The following is a 15661-nucleotide window of genomic DNA, read 5'->3' on the forward strand; positions in this document are numbered from 1 at the left end:
GCCTTGTGGGCCGAGCGGAACGGCGTGCCCCGGCAGCAGAACAGAAACCTCGCCGGCTTGATGACGACGCTGCGCTCCGAGCCCTGGCGCCCGGACCGGAAAGCGGCGCCCGCTATTTGCCCGCCCCGTCGCCCCCGGCGAAGACCTCCACGTAATGCGCCTTGAGCGCGGCGAAGCGTCCTTCCTCGATGGCCTTTCTGGCCTGGCGCACCAGCGTGAGGAAGAAGGTTATGTTGTGCAGCGAATTGAGCCGGTAGCTCAATATCTCCTGGGCCACGTACAGGTGGCGCAGGTAGGCCTTGCTGAAGTTGCGGCAGGTGTAGCACTGGCAGTCGGGATCGAGCGGCGAGGCGTCCTCGCGGTACTCGGCCCGGCGGATGTTCACCTTGCCTCGGCTGGTGTAGAGCGTGCCGTTGCGGGCGTTTCGCGTGGGCAGCACGCAGTCGAACATGTCCACGCCGCACTCGATGCCGGTCAGGATGTCCAGCGGGGTGCCCACGCCCATGAGGTAGCGCGGGGTGGCCGCGGGCAGCATGGGGGCTATGTGCCCCAGCATGTCGTACATCTCGGGGATGCTTTCGCCCACGGAAAGCCCGCCGATGGCGAAGCCGTCGAAGTCGACCTCGGCCAGCTGCTCCAGGCTGCGCTCGCGCAGGTCCTTGAAGAATCCGCCCTGCACGATGCCGAACAAGAGCTGCCCGTTCTTGTGCTTGGGGTGCGCGGCGCGGCAGCGCTTTGCCCAGCGCGTGGTCAGCTCCAGGGACTTGGCCGTGTAGTCGTAGTCCGCGCCGTAGGCCACGCACTCGTCCAGCACCATCATGATGTCCGAGCCGATGTTGTTCTGAATGCTCATGACTTTCTCGGGCGAGAAGAAATGCTTGCTGCCGTCGATGTGCGAGCGGAACTCCACGCCTTCCTCGGAGAGTTTGCGGATCTCCTTGAGGCTGAAGACCTGGAAGCCGCCGCTGTCGGTCAAAATGGGCTTTTTCCAGCTAGCGAAGCGGTGCAGGCCGCCCATGCGCGCCAAAAGCTCGTCGCCGGGGCGCAGGTATAGGTGGTAGGTGTTGCCCAAGATGATCTGGGAGCCCGCGTCCTCCAGGTCCTGCGGGGCCAGGGCCTTCACGCTGCCCTGGGTGCCCACGGGCATGAAGATGGGCGTTTCGATGACGCCGTGGCTGGTGACGAGGCTGCCGCGCCGGGCCTGGCCCTCGGTGGCCTTGATGGTGAACTGGCCGAGGGTGGATGCTGTGTCGGTCATTTGAGTCCTTTGCGGGGGCAGAGCGCGGCCAGGGGGCAGGGCCCGTTGCCGGCGTCGGCGCATTTGGGTTTGCGGGCGTCGCAGACCTCGCGGCCGAAGAACACGAGGAAGTGGTTGATGTCGGCCCATTGTTCGCGCTCAAAGAGCGGCATGAGGTCCTTTTCGATGATTTTGGGGTCCACGCTTTGGGTGAGCCCGAGACGGAATGACAGGCGCGTGACGTGCGTGTCCACGGCGATGCCCTCGTTGATGCCGAAGGCGCTGCCGAGCACGATGTTGGCGGTTTTGCGGGCCACGCCGCCCAGGGTGACGAGCTCGGCCATGGTGCGGGGCACCGCGCCGCCGTACACGGTCATGACGCGCTGGGCCGCGGCCTTCAGGTTCTTGGCCTTGTTGTGATAAAACCCGGTGGAGCGCACCACTTCCTCAATCTCCGCCACCTCGGCCTTGGCCAGGTCCGCGATGCCGGGCCAGCGGCGAAAGAACTCCGGCGTCACCTTGTTCACGCGGGCGTCCGTGCACTGGGCGGCCAGCACCGTGGCCACAAGCAGGCCCCAGGCGTCGGTGTAGTCCAGCATGGGCGCGGGCGCGGGGTAGCGCGCGGCCAGAATGGCGAAGATGGCCTGGGCCCGGGCTTTGTCCTGGGGCCCTGGCGCGGCGGTTTTTGCGGGCATGGCGTGTCCTCCGTTGCCGCCCGCGAGGGGCGGCGATTCCGGCGTGGGTAGCATCCGCCGTGGCGGGAGGCAAGGGCCGGATTGCACGCAGCACGGCTGTGCGACAAATGAACTGCAAAAACAAATGGATGAATAGATTTTGACCGTGCGCGCATTTCAAGTTGCCAGGAGTGCTGAAGTGTGATTGAAACCGTGGAGCGAGGCCGCATGGCTCGACCCGCGGACAGTTTCTCGCTACGAGGGCAGCACGTTGAAAAAGCTAGTTATTTTTGCGGTCGGTTCCTACTCCTTGCTCATGGTCGTCTCCCTGGTGTTCGCCCAGGTGAGCGCGGGCAAGCTGACTGCGGAGCGTTGCTCCGCCTGTCACGACACGGCGCGCATCTGCGACAGGCTGGGCAGCCGCACGCCGGAGGTCTGGCAGCAGACCGTGGAGCGCATGCGCGGCAACGGCGCCAAGCTGACGGACGACGAAGCGCAGACCGTTGCGGAATACCTGGGCACGGCCAAGGCGGGCGCCAAGCCGCTGTGCGCCAAGTCCGGCGTCAAGCCCGCAAAGTAGGCATCCCCGTGGGCGCGCACATGATGGTTTACGTCACCGCGCCCAGCCGGGCCGAGGCCGAAAGCCTTGCGCACTTGGCCGTGGAGGGCCGCCTGGCCGCCTGCGCCAACATCCTGCCGGGCATGCGCTCGCTGTACTGGTGGCAGGGCAGGCTGGAGCAGGCCGACGAGGTCGTGCTCATCCTCAAGACCACCGAGGCGCTGGTCCCGGCCCTCACCGAGGCCCTGACCCGCGCGCACAGCTACGACTGCCCCTGCGTGGTCGCCCTGCCCATCGCCGCCGGCAACCCGGATTTTTTGCGCTGGATCGAGGACGAAACCGCGCCGCGCTGAAACGACACATCACCCGGCGGTTTTTCCGCCATATCTGGAGGATTCATGCAGCTTTACGTCGCCGGTTCCGTCGCACTCGACCGCATCATGAACTTTCCCGGCAAGTTCGCCGACCACATCCTGCCGGACAAAATCCACATCCTGAACGTCTGCTTCCTGGTGGACGGCATGAACGAGTATTTTGGCGGCACCGCGGGCAACATCGCCTACAATCTGGCCATGCTGGGCGAAAAGCCGCTGATCCTCGCCGCCGCGGGCAAGGACTTTGCGCCCTATGCCAAACGCCTGGAGGGCTTCGGCCTTTCGCTGGCGGGCATACGCACCGTGGCCGAGCAGTTCACCGCCGGGGCGTACATCACCACGGACGAGACCGACAACCAGATCACCGGCTTCAACCCCGGCGCCATGCGCGAGCGTTGCGGCTACAAGTTCCCGGAAAAGCACGACGGCAAGACCATGGCCATCATCTCTCCGGGCAACGTGAACGACATGATCGAGCTGCCGGAGTATTTCAAGAAGGCCGGCATTCCATACATCTTCGATCCGGGCCAGCAGATCACGGCGCTTTCCGGCGCGCAGATGGCCAGCGCCATCGAGGGCTCCTTCGCCCTGTGCACCAACGACTACGAGCTGGAGATGGTGATGAAGGCCACCGGCCTTTCCCGCGCGGAGCTCTTGAAGCGCACCGGCGCGCTCGTCACCACCCTGGGCGACCAGGGCAGCCTCATTGCGGAGGGCGCCAAGGAGACCAAGGTTGCCGCCGTGAAGGTGGACAAGGCCCTTGACCCCACGGGCGCGGGCGACGCCTACCGCGCCGGGCTGCTGAAGGGCCTGAGCCTGGGCAAGAGCCTGGCCGACGCCGCGGCCCTGGGCAGCGTGTGCGCGGCCTTCTGCGTGGAGAAGAAGGGCACCCAGGAGCACAGCTTCACCATGGACGCCTTCAACGCCAAGCTGAACGCGAACTTCGGCCAGACCATCTAGGCTGGCCGCCACAGGCCGCCGCTGATCTCCAGCCGGGCGGCAACCGGTTCTCAAGGAGGGTCTCGTGATCGACCTGAAGCCGGAGAGCGTCGCCGAGTACCTGCGCCAGGCCTACGGGCCTGACGCGCGGCTCGTGGACCTTGGGGCCATCGGCACCCTGGACAAGCAGGGCATCAAGCGCTTCGGCTACGGCAAGCCGCTGCTGGTGCGCTTCACCGCGGGCGGCCGCGAGCGCGAGGGCGTGCTCTCGGTGATGCGCGGCGACAAGTACGGCCACCAGTTCTACTGGGACCGCGCGGCCATCCTCATGTTCCAGTTCGAGACCAGCGCCCGCCTGCCGCGCCACGTGCGGCCCATGGGCCTGGGCTACGTGGACGCCCAGAGCCGCCTCATCCCCGTTGCCCAGCCCCAGGAATTCTTCATCCTCAACGAAAAGCTCGAGGGCTACGACTACTTCCAGGACCTGGAGCGCATCTCCGGCTCTGCCGGCCAGGGCGGCGACTTCCGCCCCGGCGACACGGCCCTGGCCCGCAGCCTGGCGCACTGGCTGGCGGACATCCACGCGGACAAGAAGGCCGACCCGGACCTTTACTACCGCCACGTGCGCAACCTGCTGGGCGCCAGCGAGTGCATCATGGGCCTCATCGACGAGGCCTTCCCCCACCCCTGCGATTTTTTGCCCGACGCGGACTTCATCGCCCTGGAGAAGCGCCTTATCGACTGGCGCTGGAAGCTGCGCGGCTATGCCCACCGGCTGGCCGTGGTCCACGGCGACGTGCACCCCTGGAACATCCTGGCCGACGGACGCGGCGGATTCTCCGTGCTGGACCGCAGCCGGGGCGAGTGGGGCGAGCCGGCCAGCGACCTGGCCTCGCTTGCGGCCAACTACCTGCTCTTCGGCCTGCTGCAGAACCCGGAAGCACCGCGCCTGGAAGGCCCCTTTGCGGAGCTTTGGAACACGCTGTTCCGCGAATACCTGGCCAAGAGCGGCGACGCCGAAGTGCTCGAAGTCATGGCGCCGTTCTTCGTGTTCCGGGCGCTGGTCATCGTGTCGCCGGAATGGTATCCCAATCATCCGCCCGCCGTGCGGCGCGCATTGGTGCGTTTTCTGTTCCGCGTGCTGGATGACGACGCCTTCGACTGGGTCAACGTCAATCGTCTGCTGGAGTAAGCCATGCCGCAAGATACGACGACCGCCGCCCCCGACGGCCAAGCCGGCTGGGCCTTGTGGTTCACGGGTCTGCCCGGCTGCGGCAAGAGCACCATCGCCCGCGCCGTGCGCGACGAGCTTTCCGCCCGCGGGGTTGCGGCCACGCTGCTCAGCATGGACGAACGCCGCAAGAGCTACTTCCACACCCCGGACTACAGCGCCGAGGAACGCGCAAAGTCCTACACGCTCTTCGCCCGCGAGGCGGCGGACATGACCGCCGCGGGGCATAACGTCATCCTCGACGCCACGGCGTACCGGCTGGCCATGCGCCAAGAGGCGCGCGCGCTCATTCCGCGCTTTGCCGAGGTGCTGGTGCGCTGCCCCCTGGCCGAGGCCATGCGCCGCGAGGCCGTGCGCTCGGGCCAGCAGACCCTGGCGGCGCACCACAAGGGCTACGTCATGCCCGGCATGTACCAAAAGGCCCTGGAACGCCGCCACACAGGCATCGCCGTGCCGGGCCTGGGCCAGGTGGTGGGCGTGGACGTGGCCTATGAGGAGAACCCCGAGGCCGAGTGCGTGCTCGACGCGCTGCGCCCGGTGGAGGAGAACGCCGGACGCGTGCTGAATTTCCTCGACGCCTGGCTGCCCGGCCTGCCGCCCGACACCGAGGACGCCGCGTGACCCCGGATTCCGGGGGACTGACCCCGGAGGCCATTGCCGACGCTTCGTACGCCCTGGGGTTGTGGACCGGCTGGGGGCTTTTGCACAGCGTGCTGGCCGCGCGCCGGGTCAAGGCGGCCTGCGAGCTGGTCCTTGGCCCGCGTTACGCCCTGTACCCCCTGGGCTACACCGTCATCAGCCTGTGGACCTTTTGGCTTGTGCTGGTGAAGGAACCGGACCTGCCGCAAGTTTTATGGGCCCTGGAAGGCGCGCCGAAGATTCTTCTGTACCTGGCCCAAGGTGCGGGACTGGCGCTTTTGGCCTGGGCCGGGTTCTCCATGAGCGGGCTCAAGCTCCTCGGCCTGCCGCAATTTTTCAGCGCCGTGCGCGGCCGCGTGCCGGACGAGGCCGACATCCGCAAGGATTTCAGCACGCGCGGGGCCTATTCCTTGGTGCGCCACCCCATGCATTCCGGGGGCATGCTGTTTCTTTTGGCCGCCCCCCGGCAGACTTTGGGCGGGCTGGTGTTCGCCGTGTTCGGCTGCGCATACATGATCCTCGGCACGCTCATCGAGGAACGCCGCCTCTCCCAGGACCTCGGAAGCGTGTGGGCTGACTATGTCCGGCGCGTGCCGATGTTTGTTCCAAATTTGGCAAAACGCCAAAAATGAATGTTTTTCGCCATGCCTCGCCGCCGCAGGGAATTCGGCCCAGGGCCGAACGTTGACCTGAAACGCGAAGGAGTCTATGCCCGCTTCGCGATGCACCCTGCGTTGCGGCGAAATCCTTTTCGGAGCTCTGCTTGGACAAGACCTTTCATATAGTGACCTTTGGCTGCCAAATGAACGTGGGCGACTCGGACTGGCTGGCCCGCGCCCTCATTGCGCGCGGGTGGCGGCAGGTGGACGAGCAGGACGCCTGGTTCTTCGTTGTCAACACCTGCAGCGTGCGCGACAAGCCGGAGCAGAAGGTCTACAGCGAGCTGGGGCGTCTTTTGACCCATCAGCGCGGCAAGCCGGGCCTTACCGCGGCCGTGGGCGGCTGCGTGGCTCAGCAGATCGGCCGGGGCTTTTTCGAGCGCTTCCCTTTTGTGCGCCTGGTGTTCGGGTCCGACGGCGTGGCCGGAGCGCCCGACGCCCTGGAGACCCTTGCCGAGGACCCGTCCGCGCGCATCGCCCTGCTTGATTTTCTCTCCGTCTACCCGGAGCGCGAGGATGTTTTGACGGGCGTATTGAAAGGCGGGCTGCCCGTCGCCGCCGTCCCGGCCTTCGACGCCGACCAGGGCGAGCCCGACGCCGGTCCGGCCCAGGCCTTTGTGAACATCATGCAGGGCTGCGACAACTTCTGCGCCTACTGCATCGTGCCCTACACGCGCGGCAGGCAGAAGTCGCGCCAGCCGGAGGCCGTGCTGGCCGAATGCCGTCAGCGCGTGGAGCAGGGCGCGCGCGAAATCACCCTGCTGGGGCAGAACGTCAACAGCTACGGCCTGGACCCCTCGCGCCAGGGCGGCGGCGCGGGCATGGGCTTTGCCGAGCTGCTGCGCCAGGTGGCGGCCATTCCCGGCCTGCTGCGCCTGCGCTTCACCACCTCGCATCCCAAGGACATCGATCCGGCGGTGATACGCGCCTTTGGCGAGCTGCCGAACCTGTGCCCGTCCCTGCACCTGCCCTTGCAGGCGGGCAGCGACGCGGTGCTGCGGCGCATGGGCCGCAAGTACGACCGCGCCCGCTATCTGGACATCGTGCGCGCGCTGCGTGCCGCGCGGCCGGAGCTTTCGCTCACCACGGACCTCATCGTCGGCTTCCCCGGCGAGACCGAGGACGACTTTGCCGCCACCCTGGAGATGATGGAGCGCGTGCGCTTCGAGTCGAGCTTCTCCTTCTGCTATTCCGACAGGCCCGGCGTGGCCAGCGCGCGCATGACGCCCAAGGTGGAGGAGCGCGTGTCCAAGGCGCGGCTCTTGCGCTTGCAGTCTTTACAAAATAGCATTACTAAAGAAAGTCTAAAAAGCCTTGAGGGCCATGAGGCCATTGTGCTGCTGGAGGCCAAGAGCCGCAAGCAGGACGACGGCCCGTGCTTTTGGCGCGGCCGCGACGAGGCCGGGCGTGTGGTGAACCTGCGCCTGGACGACATTGCGGCGGCCGGGCCGGAGGCGCCGGCGTCTGAAGGCGCCGGGCTTGCGTTGGCGGGGCTTCTGGTGCGCGCGCGCATTGTGGAGGCCAAGAACCACTCCCTTCTGGGAGAGAAGGTGGGCCAGCCGTGGTAGAGATGAAGATCTTCGGCCTCGCCGTGGACGAGAAAGCCCAGTCGCCGGTGCTCATCCTCAAGGATGAAGCCCGGGATTTGGCGTTGCCCATATGGGTCGGTCCGGTGGAGGCCATGGCCATCTCGCTCGCCATCAACGCCGTGGAGACCCCGCGGCCCATGACCCACGACCTTGTGACCCGCGTGGCTGCGTCCCTTTCCGCCACCCTTTCCGCGGTGGAGATAGTGGCCCTGCGCGAGGGAACCTTCTACGCCGAGCTGGTGCTCATGCGCCGGGCCGAGGGCAAGGAGGAGCTCATGCGCATCGACTGCCGCCCCTCCGACGCCGTGGCCATCGCCGCGCGCGCGGGCGTGCGCATCCTGGTGGCCGAGAGCGTGCTGGCCGAGGCGGGCACCCGCACCCTGGCCGGGGCCAAGGCCGAATTCGCCGATGCCGAGCGCGACAAGTGGACGGACGAGTTGGAAAATCTTTCGCCCGACGAACTCAAATACAAGATGTGAGGCGGCGATGATCGATCTGCATACCCACACCACCTTCAGCGACGGCGAACTCATCCCGGCGGAGCTCATCCGCAGGGCCAAGGTGGCGGGGTACCGCGCCATCGCCATCACCGACCACGCCGACGCCAGCAACATCTCCCTCATCGTCGACAATGTGCGCCGCCTGACCGACGCCTACGCCCACTACTTCGACATGGAGGTGCTGGCCGGGGTGGAGCTGACCCACGTGCCCTCGGCCCTCATGGGCGACTTTGTGCAAATGGCGCGCGACGCGGGCGCGCAGATAGTGGTGTGCCACGGCGAGACCGTGGTGGAGCCCGTGGCCCAGGGAACCAACCTTGCGGCCATCGAGGCGCGCGTCGATGTGCTGGCCCACCCGGGCCTCATCACCGAGGTGGAGGTGAAGCTGGCGGCCGAGTACGGCGTGGCCCTGGAAATAACCACCCGGCGCGGCCACAGCTACTCCAACGGGCATGTGGCCACCCTGGCCAAGCGCTTCGGGGCCAAGCTGGTCATCGACAACGACGCCCACGCCCCCGGCGATTTGGTCGGCCGCGACCTGCGCCAGAAAGTGGGCATGGGCGCGGGGCTGACCTCCGAGGACATCGCCCAGGCCGGAGCCAACGCCTGGGAGATCATCGAACGCTGCCGGGGCAGACGTTCGTAGCAATGCAACCAATCCCTGGCCGCCGGGCCGGGGACCACTGCGACCGCGTCCGCGAAGGGCACGGCGCACAGTTGGGCGGAGGCGCCGGGTCGAAAAGACCTGCCCCGCCTGGTTTTGAGGAGGACACCAAGCATGATTCCCGAGAGCGGATTTCTGGGCATGATCCTGGGCGCCACCTTTGGCGTGCAGGCCGTGCTGTTCTTTTTGGCCTGCATGAGCCTGTGGAGCTGGACCATCATCTTCCACAAGCTCATTCTTTACAGGCGCACCAAAGCCCAGGTGAGCCGGGGCTACGCCCTGTTCAACGACGCCGCGGACCTTTCCGAGGGCCTGCAGGCCGTGAGCCGCGACGAAGGCTCGCCGCTCAGCAAGGTGGGCCTGCTCGCCGTGGGCGAGTTCCGCAAGCTGGAAAAGGCCGACATTGAGCGCGACCGCAAGCGCATGCTGGTGAAGGACACCCTTCGCCGCGTGCTGCGCCAGGGCGTGAGCGAGGAAATGAAGCGCCTGTCCAGCTCGCTTTCGTTCTTGGCCACCTGCGCCAACGCCGCCCCGTTCATCGGCCTGTTCGGCACGGTGTGGGGCATCATGCACGCCTTCCACAGCATCGGCCTTTCGCAGTCCGCCGCGCTGGCCACCGTGGCCCCCGGCATCTCCGAGGCCCTCGTCACCACGGCCATCGGCCTTGTGGTCGCCATTCCTGCCACCATCGCCTACAACTACCTGCTGGCCATGCTGGGCGAGGTGGAGACGGAGCTGGTGAACTTCGCCGGCGCGTTTTTGAACCGCATCGAGCGCGAGGTCTCCTGGGCTTCCGGTTCCTCGCGGAACCAGTAGGAGGGTCTCATCGTGGGCATGTCCCTGCAGAAAGGCTCTCGCGGCTATATGGCCGAGATCAACGTCACGCCCTTTGTGGACGTGATGCTCGTGCTGCTCATCATCTTCATGGTCACCGCGCCCATGCTGACCCAAGGCGTGGACGTGGACCTGCCGAAGACCCGCAGCGTGCGCACCCTGCCCACCGGCAGCGACCACCTGGTGCTGACCATCAACAAGGACGGCGGCATCTTTCTCGACGAATACAACGTGCCCTTTGAGGACCTGCAGCAGCACCTGACGAACCTGGTGGTGAACCAGAACAAGCAGCTGTATCTGCGCGCCGACAAGGAAGTTCCCTACGGCATCGTGGTCAAGGTCATGGGCGAGATCAAGAGCGTCGGCATCGAGAAGCTGGGCATAGTGGCCGAGTCGAGCGATGCCGACAAGGCCAAGAAGCCCCAGAACTAACCGGGCTTCAAGGGGTTATTTTCGTGGAGGACTCACGGCGTGGCACAGGGTTCATTCTCTCCCTGGTGCTGCACGCATTGCTTGTGACGGCTGGGGTGTTGAACTTCAGCTTCACCCGCTCGGTGGACATGGACAAGCCCATGTACTCCGTCGATCTCGTTTCGCTGAACCCGTCCGAGGACCCCGCCGAAGGGGAGACGGGCGAGGCGGCGGGCGGTCCGCCCACTTTGGCCGAGGGCCAGCCTGAGGAAAAGGCCGCCGCCGCGACGCCGGTTCCGCCGCCGCCCGCGCCCAGCGCCAAGCCCGTGCCCGAGCCCAAGCGCGACGACTCGAAGCTCATCAGCGAAAAGAAGGTTGAGGAGAAGAAGAAGCCGGAGAAGAAGGAAGAGAAGACCCCGCCCGCGCCGCCGCAGCCCGCGGAGAAGAAGCCCTCGAAAGAGGAGCTGCTGAAGCAGGCCCTACAGGACGTGCAGAAGGACGTGAAGGACAAGTCCAAGAACGCCAAGCCCACGGCCAAGGCCGCGGATGGCGGCAAGGACGCTGTCGCGGGCGAGCTGGCCGCTTTGCGCAAGTCGCGCGGGGGCAATATTTTCACTGCCGGCGGCACAGGCCCCGGCGGCGCCGGCGGCGGCAAGGGCACGGGCGCCGGCGGGCACGGCTCCGGGCTCATGAGCTCCTACGGCGGCATCGTGACGCAGATCATCAAGAGCCATTGGCGCAACAGCACCTTTGGCCGGGAGAGCAATCTCGTGGCCACGCTGGAGATCAACATCGATCCCCAGGGCAAGATCACCGGGGCCCATGTGGTGAAGTCCTCTGGCAACCAGATCTTCGACGCCTCGACCGTGCGCGCGGCGATGGAGACGCAGAACCTGCCGCCACCGGTCAACAAGACGCTGGGAACGCTGCATCTGAATTTCAACTTGCAGGATATGCTGAAGTAACCTTTCAGTCCTGAGAGAGATATGAAACGCAAAACTTGGATTCTGACCTGTCTCTTGCTGCTGCTGTTCACCGCCGATGCGGGCGCGGCCGACATCATGAGCTTCGACATCTTCGGTCCCGCCCAGAACAAGGTGAACATCCTCGTTCTGCCCGCGCGCGGACCGGGAGGCCCCGGCACCAGCGCCCTCGCCACCAGCTTCAGCAACCAGGTGCAGAACGACATCGGCTACCTGCCCTTCATGCACTTGGCCTACATGAACGAGATCCTCGGCGGCGACCCGAGCAAGGGCCTCAAGGCCGACGACATCGACTTCAAGCCCCTGCAGCTCGGCCGCATCGACTTCGTGGTGACCATCGGCGGGCGCGGCCAGGAGATCGAGGCGCGCGTCTACGAGACCTATTCGCGCAAGCTGCTTGTGGGCAAGGCCTACAGCCAGGTGGACGAGTCCGGCGTGCCCCACGTGGCCGACCGCTTCTGCGCGCAGCTCATGCGCGTGCTCACCGGCAAGAGCGGCTTCTTCGACTCCACCCTGGCCTTCTCCAAGCGCGTCAACGGCGGCAAGGAGCTGTTCACGTCCTCGGCCCTGGGCCGCGGGCTCACGCAGATCACCCGCGACGGCGGCTTCAACGTCAGCCCCTCCTGGTCCAAGGACGGCAGCCGCATCGCCTACACCAACATCTCCGACAAAGGCCACAGACTGGGCATTTGGAGCCGCGCGCACCGCAATTCGCAGCTGCGCAAGTTCCCCGGCAACGTGGCCATCAGCCCCACCTTCGCCCCGGACGGCCGCATCGCCGTGTCGCTTTCGCTCAACGGCCACGCCGACATCTACATGCTCGACGCCAACATGAACCCCGGCCCGGCCATGGCGCCCAGCTGGGGCATCAGCGTCTCGCCCAGTTTCGACCTCTCCGGCCGCAAGATGGTGTTCTGCTCCGGTCGCCTCGGCGGGCCGCAGATCTTCCTTCTGAACCGCGACGGCGGCAGCGTGCAGCGCATCACCTACGAGGGCACATACAACACGCGGCCCTCGCTGAGCCCGGACGGCCGCTTCGTGGTCTTTGCGCGGCTCACGGGCGACGGCCAGCGCATCTTCATCCGCGACCTTGTGGCCAACCAGGAGCGCCAGATCACCTTCGGCCCCGGCAACGACGAAGATCCCAGCTTCGACCCGGACGGCTATTTCGTGTCCTTCGCCTCCAGCAGAAACGGCGGCACAAAGATCTTCGTCACCACCCGCTACGGCGACGCGGCCAAGCAGATTCCAACGGGCGCCGGCGATGCCATGGCCCCGGCCTGGGGCGTGGCTCCGGCTCTCGACTGATTGGTCAAAAAAGGGTCTTGCAATTCGTAAAAAACAGGCGGAAAATACCCGCGTATCAAACGTGAGGCCACACCGGGGAATTTTTTCCTGGCAGCCCATATAACTCGCGCTTCTTGCGCAACGAAATTTTTAGGAGGTTTCATGAACGCCAAACGTCTTATGATGAGCGCCATGGTTGTGTGCTCGATGGTTGTCTTCGCGGCCGGTTGCGCCAAGAAGACCACCGATGCCATGCCCGCCGCCCAGCCGGTCACCATCACCGACAAGGACACCAATCTGCAGAGCACTCCCGCTCCCCGCAGCCTCTCCGAGGACGAACTGCGCGCGGCTCAGCGTGCCGAGGCCCAGCAGGCCGTGGGCAACATGATTTTCTTCGCCTTCGACTCGTTTGAGTTGACCCCGGAAAGCCGCACCGTGCTGACCTCCAAGGCCGACGCCCTGAAGAAGTACTCCCTGTTCAACATCATTGTTGAAGGCCACTGCGACGAGCGCGGCACCAGCGAGTACAACCTCGCCCTGGGCGAGCGCCGCGCCAAGGCCGCGCAGCAGTTCCTGAACCAGCTCGGCATTGCGGACAACCGCATCACCATCGTGAGCTACGGCAAGGAGCGTCCCCTGGAGCAGGGCAAGGGCGAAGCCGCCTGGTCCAAGAACCGTCGCGACGAGTTCAAGATCCAGAACTAATTCCGCCTTCCGACTCCGTTGCATGACGACCGCCGTTGCCTTTGGGCAGCGGCGGTTTTTTTCGTCCTGCGTGCGGGAAATCGTTCACGCGCGCGCGTTCCGCCCGGCGCGCCTTGCCGCAGCGAGGAGAGCCGGGCGGAGGCGTCGCCCTTCATGCTGCCGCCAGCCGTCCGCCTGATGTCCGCGTGATGCTTGCTAGACGCCGTTTGTCTCGCGCTGGCCTCTGCGCCGGTTGCCCTGCGCCGACTGCCCCATGCCGGTTGCTCTGCGCCGGCAGCTCTGGGTTGTCTGAACATTCCCGTTTGGTCGTCGCAAGCCGTGTCGATGCGCGCCTGATTGCGCCGCGAACTGGCCGCTGCGAGTTTGCGTCTGAGTGGTGGATGCCGCTGGCCAGGCTGCTGTGGCCGGCGATCCCAGCGTGATGGCTGCGGGCTGCCTGCGATTGCCGGGGCTGTCGCGCGGGGGGCGGCGCATTGCCTGAGGGCGCGGATGTGTTGGCCTCGTTTGGGGCAGGCCGTGGCGGGCCGTGCGCGAGGGCGGGAGAGAAGCATGGGGCGGACCGGGACATTGGCTGGCGCGGGAGACCTCGGTGCGTATTGGAAAGATGTCCGCGGGCGAGATTTTCAGGCGCACGGCCACGCGGCGGCGCGCCGAAGAACGCCGAAGAAAGCTGGTGAGCGCGGGATGTCGCAGGATCCCGGAGACTAGAAGAACAGGCGGATGAGGGCGAAGGCGCCGGCGGCGAAGAGCCCGGCCAGCAGGTCGTCGAGCATGACGCCCAGACCGCCGGAAACGCCGCGGTCCACGGCGCGTATGGGCCAGGGCTTCAGGATGTCGAAGAAGCGGAACAGCGCGAACAGCGCCAGCAGATCAAGGGGCATGGCCTGGTCCCAGCCCGCCAGATGAAACGGCGCGAAGGCCGCCCACTGGCCCAGCAGCTCGTCCACGACAACGCAGCCGGGATCCTTGCGGCCCAGCAGCTTCTCGGCGCGGCCAGCGGCCCAGGCGCCGACGACGAAAATGAGGCAGAGCGCCGCGGCGCGGGCACACAGCGGCAGCGGCATGAAGCACCAGGGCGCAATGACGAGCGCTGCGCCGGAACCCCACGTGCCGGGGGCCTTGGGCATGCGGCCCATGGGGCCCAGGGTGGCCAGGAACAGGGCCGCGCGGTCGAGGAAGGGCACAACGGGTTCGGACACGGCGGCTCCTAGGGCTCGAGCAGTCCCAGCTTGCGGAGTTCCTCGGCGATCTGCCGCGCACGGAACGGCTTGGTCATGTACGACACGGCCTGGCCGCTGATGAAGGCGCGCGAGGCGGTGCGGTCGTCGTCCAGCACCGTGGTCACGATGACGCGGGCGCGCCGCGAGTCGGGCACCTCGTACTGGTCCTCGGCCGCGCGCATGAGCTCCAGGGTCTTGAGGCCGTCGATGCCGGGCAGGTTGATGTCGAGAAACACCACGTCGAAGGGAACGCCATGCTCCAGCGAGCGCTTGTGCTCCTGCAGTCCGGCCTCGCCCGTGAGCACGGCCTTGCACTGCGCATAGGGCTTCAGCGCCAGGATGAGGAACTCCTGGTTCACGCGCGCGTCTTCGATGATGAGAATGTTGAGCACGCGCTTACCCTTGGCCAAGCTCCATGACGGATTCGAAGAGGAAGTGGTCCACCACGTGGCAGAGCATGTGCCCGGCCGCGATGTGCACTTCCTGGATCAGGGCCGTGTCCTTGCTGCCCACGCTGATGAGGTGGTCGCACACGGGTTCCATCTCGCCGGTCATGGCGCCGCACATGCCGATGGTGACGAGCCCGCGGCTTTTGGCCTCGCGCAGGGCGGCCAGCACGTTGCGGCTGGTGCCGGAGGTGCTGATGCCGATCAGAATGTCGCCGGCGAGGCCCAGGGCCTGCACCTGCTTCACGAAGACCAGGTCGAAGCCGTAGTCGTTGCCGATGGCGGTGAGGATGGAGGTGTCCGTGGTGAGCGCGATGGCCGGCAGAGGCGGGCGCTCCAGGCGGAAGCGGTTCACGAACTCCGCGGCCAGGTGCTGCGAGTCGGCCGCGCTGCCGCCGTTGCCGCAGAACATGACCTTGCCGCCCTCGGTGAGGGTGAGGGCCATGATGCGGGCGATGTCCACGAGGTTTTGCGCGTTTTCTTCAAAAAACGTCTCACGGACGCGCAGGCCTTCGCGGGCATGCTCCAGAACTTTGCGTATAGCTTTCTCTGACATGGGGGCTCCATAGTGCGGCAGAAAATTTCGTCAGCCGCTGTGCAAAATACACGAAAGCACCGGCAGAAGCAACGCGCCCTGGGGTATTAGGCGTGCAGAATATTATTCGGTGATTTTTGCCACGAGCCGGACAAGGCAAAAAACCCTTTGAACT

Annotated in this window: 19 protein-coding genes; 14 read left to right on the plus strand and 5 right to left on the minus strand. The window is 66.1% G+C overall.

Annotation, left to right across the window (positions count from 1 at the left end):
- Positions 1-112 precede the first annotated feature (112 nt).
- A complete protein-coding gene (gene tgt, locus ACYQ4W_RS01565) occupies positions 113-1258 on the minus strand; it encodes a tRNA guanosine(34) transglycosylase Tgt (protein WP_459852054.1) in 1146 nt (381 codons plus the stop codon).
- Positions 1255-1932, minus strand: a complete 678-nt coding sequence (gene nth, locus ACYQ4W_RS01570) for an endonuclease III (RefSeq protein WP_459852056.1) — start codon at positions 1930-1932, stop codon at positions 1255-1257. Before nth ends, tgt begins: the two co-directional genes overlap by 4 nt.
- Before the next feature lie 250 nt (positions 1933-2182).
- Between nth and ACYQ4W_RS01575 the strand changes: the two genes are divergently transcribed.
- The 14 genes from ACYQ4W_RS01575 (at position 2183) to pal (ending at position 13285) form a co-directional block, all read left to right on the plus strand.
- Positions 2183-2491, plus strand: a complete 309-nt coding sequence (locus ACYQ4W_RS01575; RefSeq protein ID WP_459852057.1) for a hypothetical protein — start codon at positions 2183-2185, stop codon at positions 2489-2491.
- A 20-nt stretch (positions 2492-2511) separates the two neighbouring features.
- A complete protein-coding gene (cutA, locus tag ACYQ4W_RS01580; protein ID WP_459852058.1) occupies positions 2512-2823 on the plus strand; it encodes a divalent-cation tolerance protein CutA in 312 nt (103 codons plus the stop codon).
- A gap of 45 nt (positions 2824-2868) precedes the next feature.
- On the plus strand, positions 2869-3804 hold the full coding sequence (locus ACYQ4W_RS01585; protein ID WP_459852059.1) for a carbohydrate kinase family protein: 936 nt from the start codon (positions 2869-2871) through the stop codon (positions 3802-3804).
- A gap of 64 nt (positions 3805-3868) precedes the next feature.
- Positions 3869-4975, plus strand: a complete 1107-nt coding sequence (locus tag ACYQ4W_RS01590; RefSeq protein ID WP_459852060.1) for a phosphotransferase family protein — start codon at positions 3869-3871, stop codon at positions 4973-4975.
- Between the two features lie 3 nt (positions 4976-4978).
- A complete protein-coding gene (locus tag ACYQ4W_RS01595; RefSeq protein ID WP_459852061.1) occupies positions 4979-5635 on the plus strand; it encodes an adenylyl-sulfate kinase in 657 nt (218 codons plus the stop codon).
- Positions 5632-6285, plus strand: coding sequence for a methyltransferase family protein (locus tag ACYQ4W_RS01600; protein WP_459852062.1), 654 nt, complete (start codon positions 5632-5634; stop codon positions 6283-6285). Before ACYQ4W_RS01595 ends, ACYQ4W_RS01600 begins: the two co-directional genes overlap by 4 nt.
- Before the next feature lie 131 nt (positions 6286-6416).
- Positions 6417-7880 (plus strand): tRNA (N6-isopentenyl adenosine(37)-C2)-methylthiotransferase MiaB, encoded by a 1464-nt coding sequence (gene miaB / locus ACYQ4W_RS01605; protein WP_459852063.1) that lies wholly within the window; start codon positions 6417-6419, stop codon positions 7878-7880.
- Between the two features lie 2 nt (positions 7881-7882).
- Positions 7883-8380: a bifunctional nuclease family protein gene (locus tag ACYQ4W_RS01610; RefSeq protein ID WP_459854426.1), complete on the plus strand. Its 498-nt coding sequence runs from the start codon at positions 7883-7885 to the stop codon at positions 8378-8380.
- Between the two features lie 7 nt (positions 8381-8387).
- Positions 8388-9047, plus strand: coding sequence for a histidinol phosphate phosphatase domain-containing protein (locus tag ACYQ4W_RS01615; protein ID WP_459852064.1), 660 nt, complete (start codon positions 8388-8390; stop codon positions 9045-9047).
- Positions 9048-9179: 132 nt separating this feature from the next.
- Positions 9180-9881: a MotA/TolQ/ExbB proton channel family protein gene (locus ACYQ4W_RS01620; protein ID WP_459852065.1), complete on the plus strand. Its 702-nt coding sequence runs from the start codon at positions 9180-9182 to the stop codon at positions 9879-9881.
- Between the two features lie 18 nt (positions 9882-9899).
- Entirely contained in the window at positions 9900-10331 is a 432-nt protein-coding gene (tolR, locus tag ACYQ4W_RS01625) for a protein TolR (protein WP_459852066.1), read from the plus strand.
- 23 nt (positions 10332-10354) lie between these two features.
- The gene (gene tolA, locus ACYQ4W_RS01630) at positions 10355-11275 is read left to right on the plus strand and encodes a cell envelope integrity protein TolA (protein WP_459852067.1); all 921 of its coding nucleotides are present in this window, start codon (positions 10355-10357) and stop codon (positions 11273-11275) included.
- A gap of 21 nt (positions 11276-11296) precedes the next feature.
- A complete protein-coding gene (locus ACYQ4W_RS01635; protein WP_459852068.1) occupies positions 11297-12601 on the plus strand; it encodes a protein tolB in 1305 nt (434 codons plus the stop codon).
- Positions 12602-12742: 141 nt separating this feature from the next.
- Positions 12743-13285, plus strand: coding sequence for a peptidoglycan-associated lipoprotein Pal (gene pal / locus ACYQ4W_RS01640; RefSeq protein WP_459852070.1), 543 nt, complete (start codon positions 12743-12745; stop codon positions 13283-13285).
- Between the two features lie 704 nt (positions 13286-13989).
- On the opposite strand, the gene ACYQ4W_RS01645 is transcribed toward pal, so the two are convergent.
- Genes ACYQ4W_RS01645 through ACYQ4W_RS01655 form a run of 3 tightly spaced genes read right to left on the minus strand, consistent with a single transcriptional unit; the run spans position 13990 to position 15507 of the window.
- Positions 13990-14484: a phosphatidylglycerophosphatase A family protein gene (locus tag ACYQ4W_RS01645; RefSeq protein ID WP_459852072.1), complete on the minus strand. Its 495-nt coding sequence runs from the start codon at positions 14482-14484 to the stop codon at positions 13990-13992.
- A gap of 8 nt (positions 14485-14492) precedes the next feature.
- Positions 14493-14897, minus strand: a complete 405-nt coding sequence (locus ACYQ4W_RS01650; RefSeq protein WP_459852074.1) for a response regulator — start codon at positions 14895-14897, stop codon at positions 14493-14495.
- Positions 14898-14901: 4 nt separating this feature from the next.
- Entirely contained in the window at positions 14902-15507 is a 606-nt protein-coding gene (locus tag ACYQ4W_RS01655) for a D-sedoheptulose 7-phosphate isomerase (protein WP_459852076.1), read from the minus strand.
- Between the last annotated feature and the right edge of the window lie 154 nt (positions 15508-15661).

The sequence above is a fragment of the Humidesulfovibrio idahonensis genome (genome assembly GCF_054657715.1).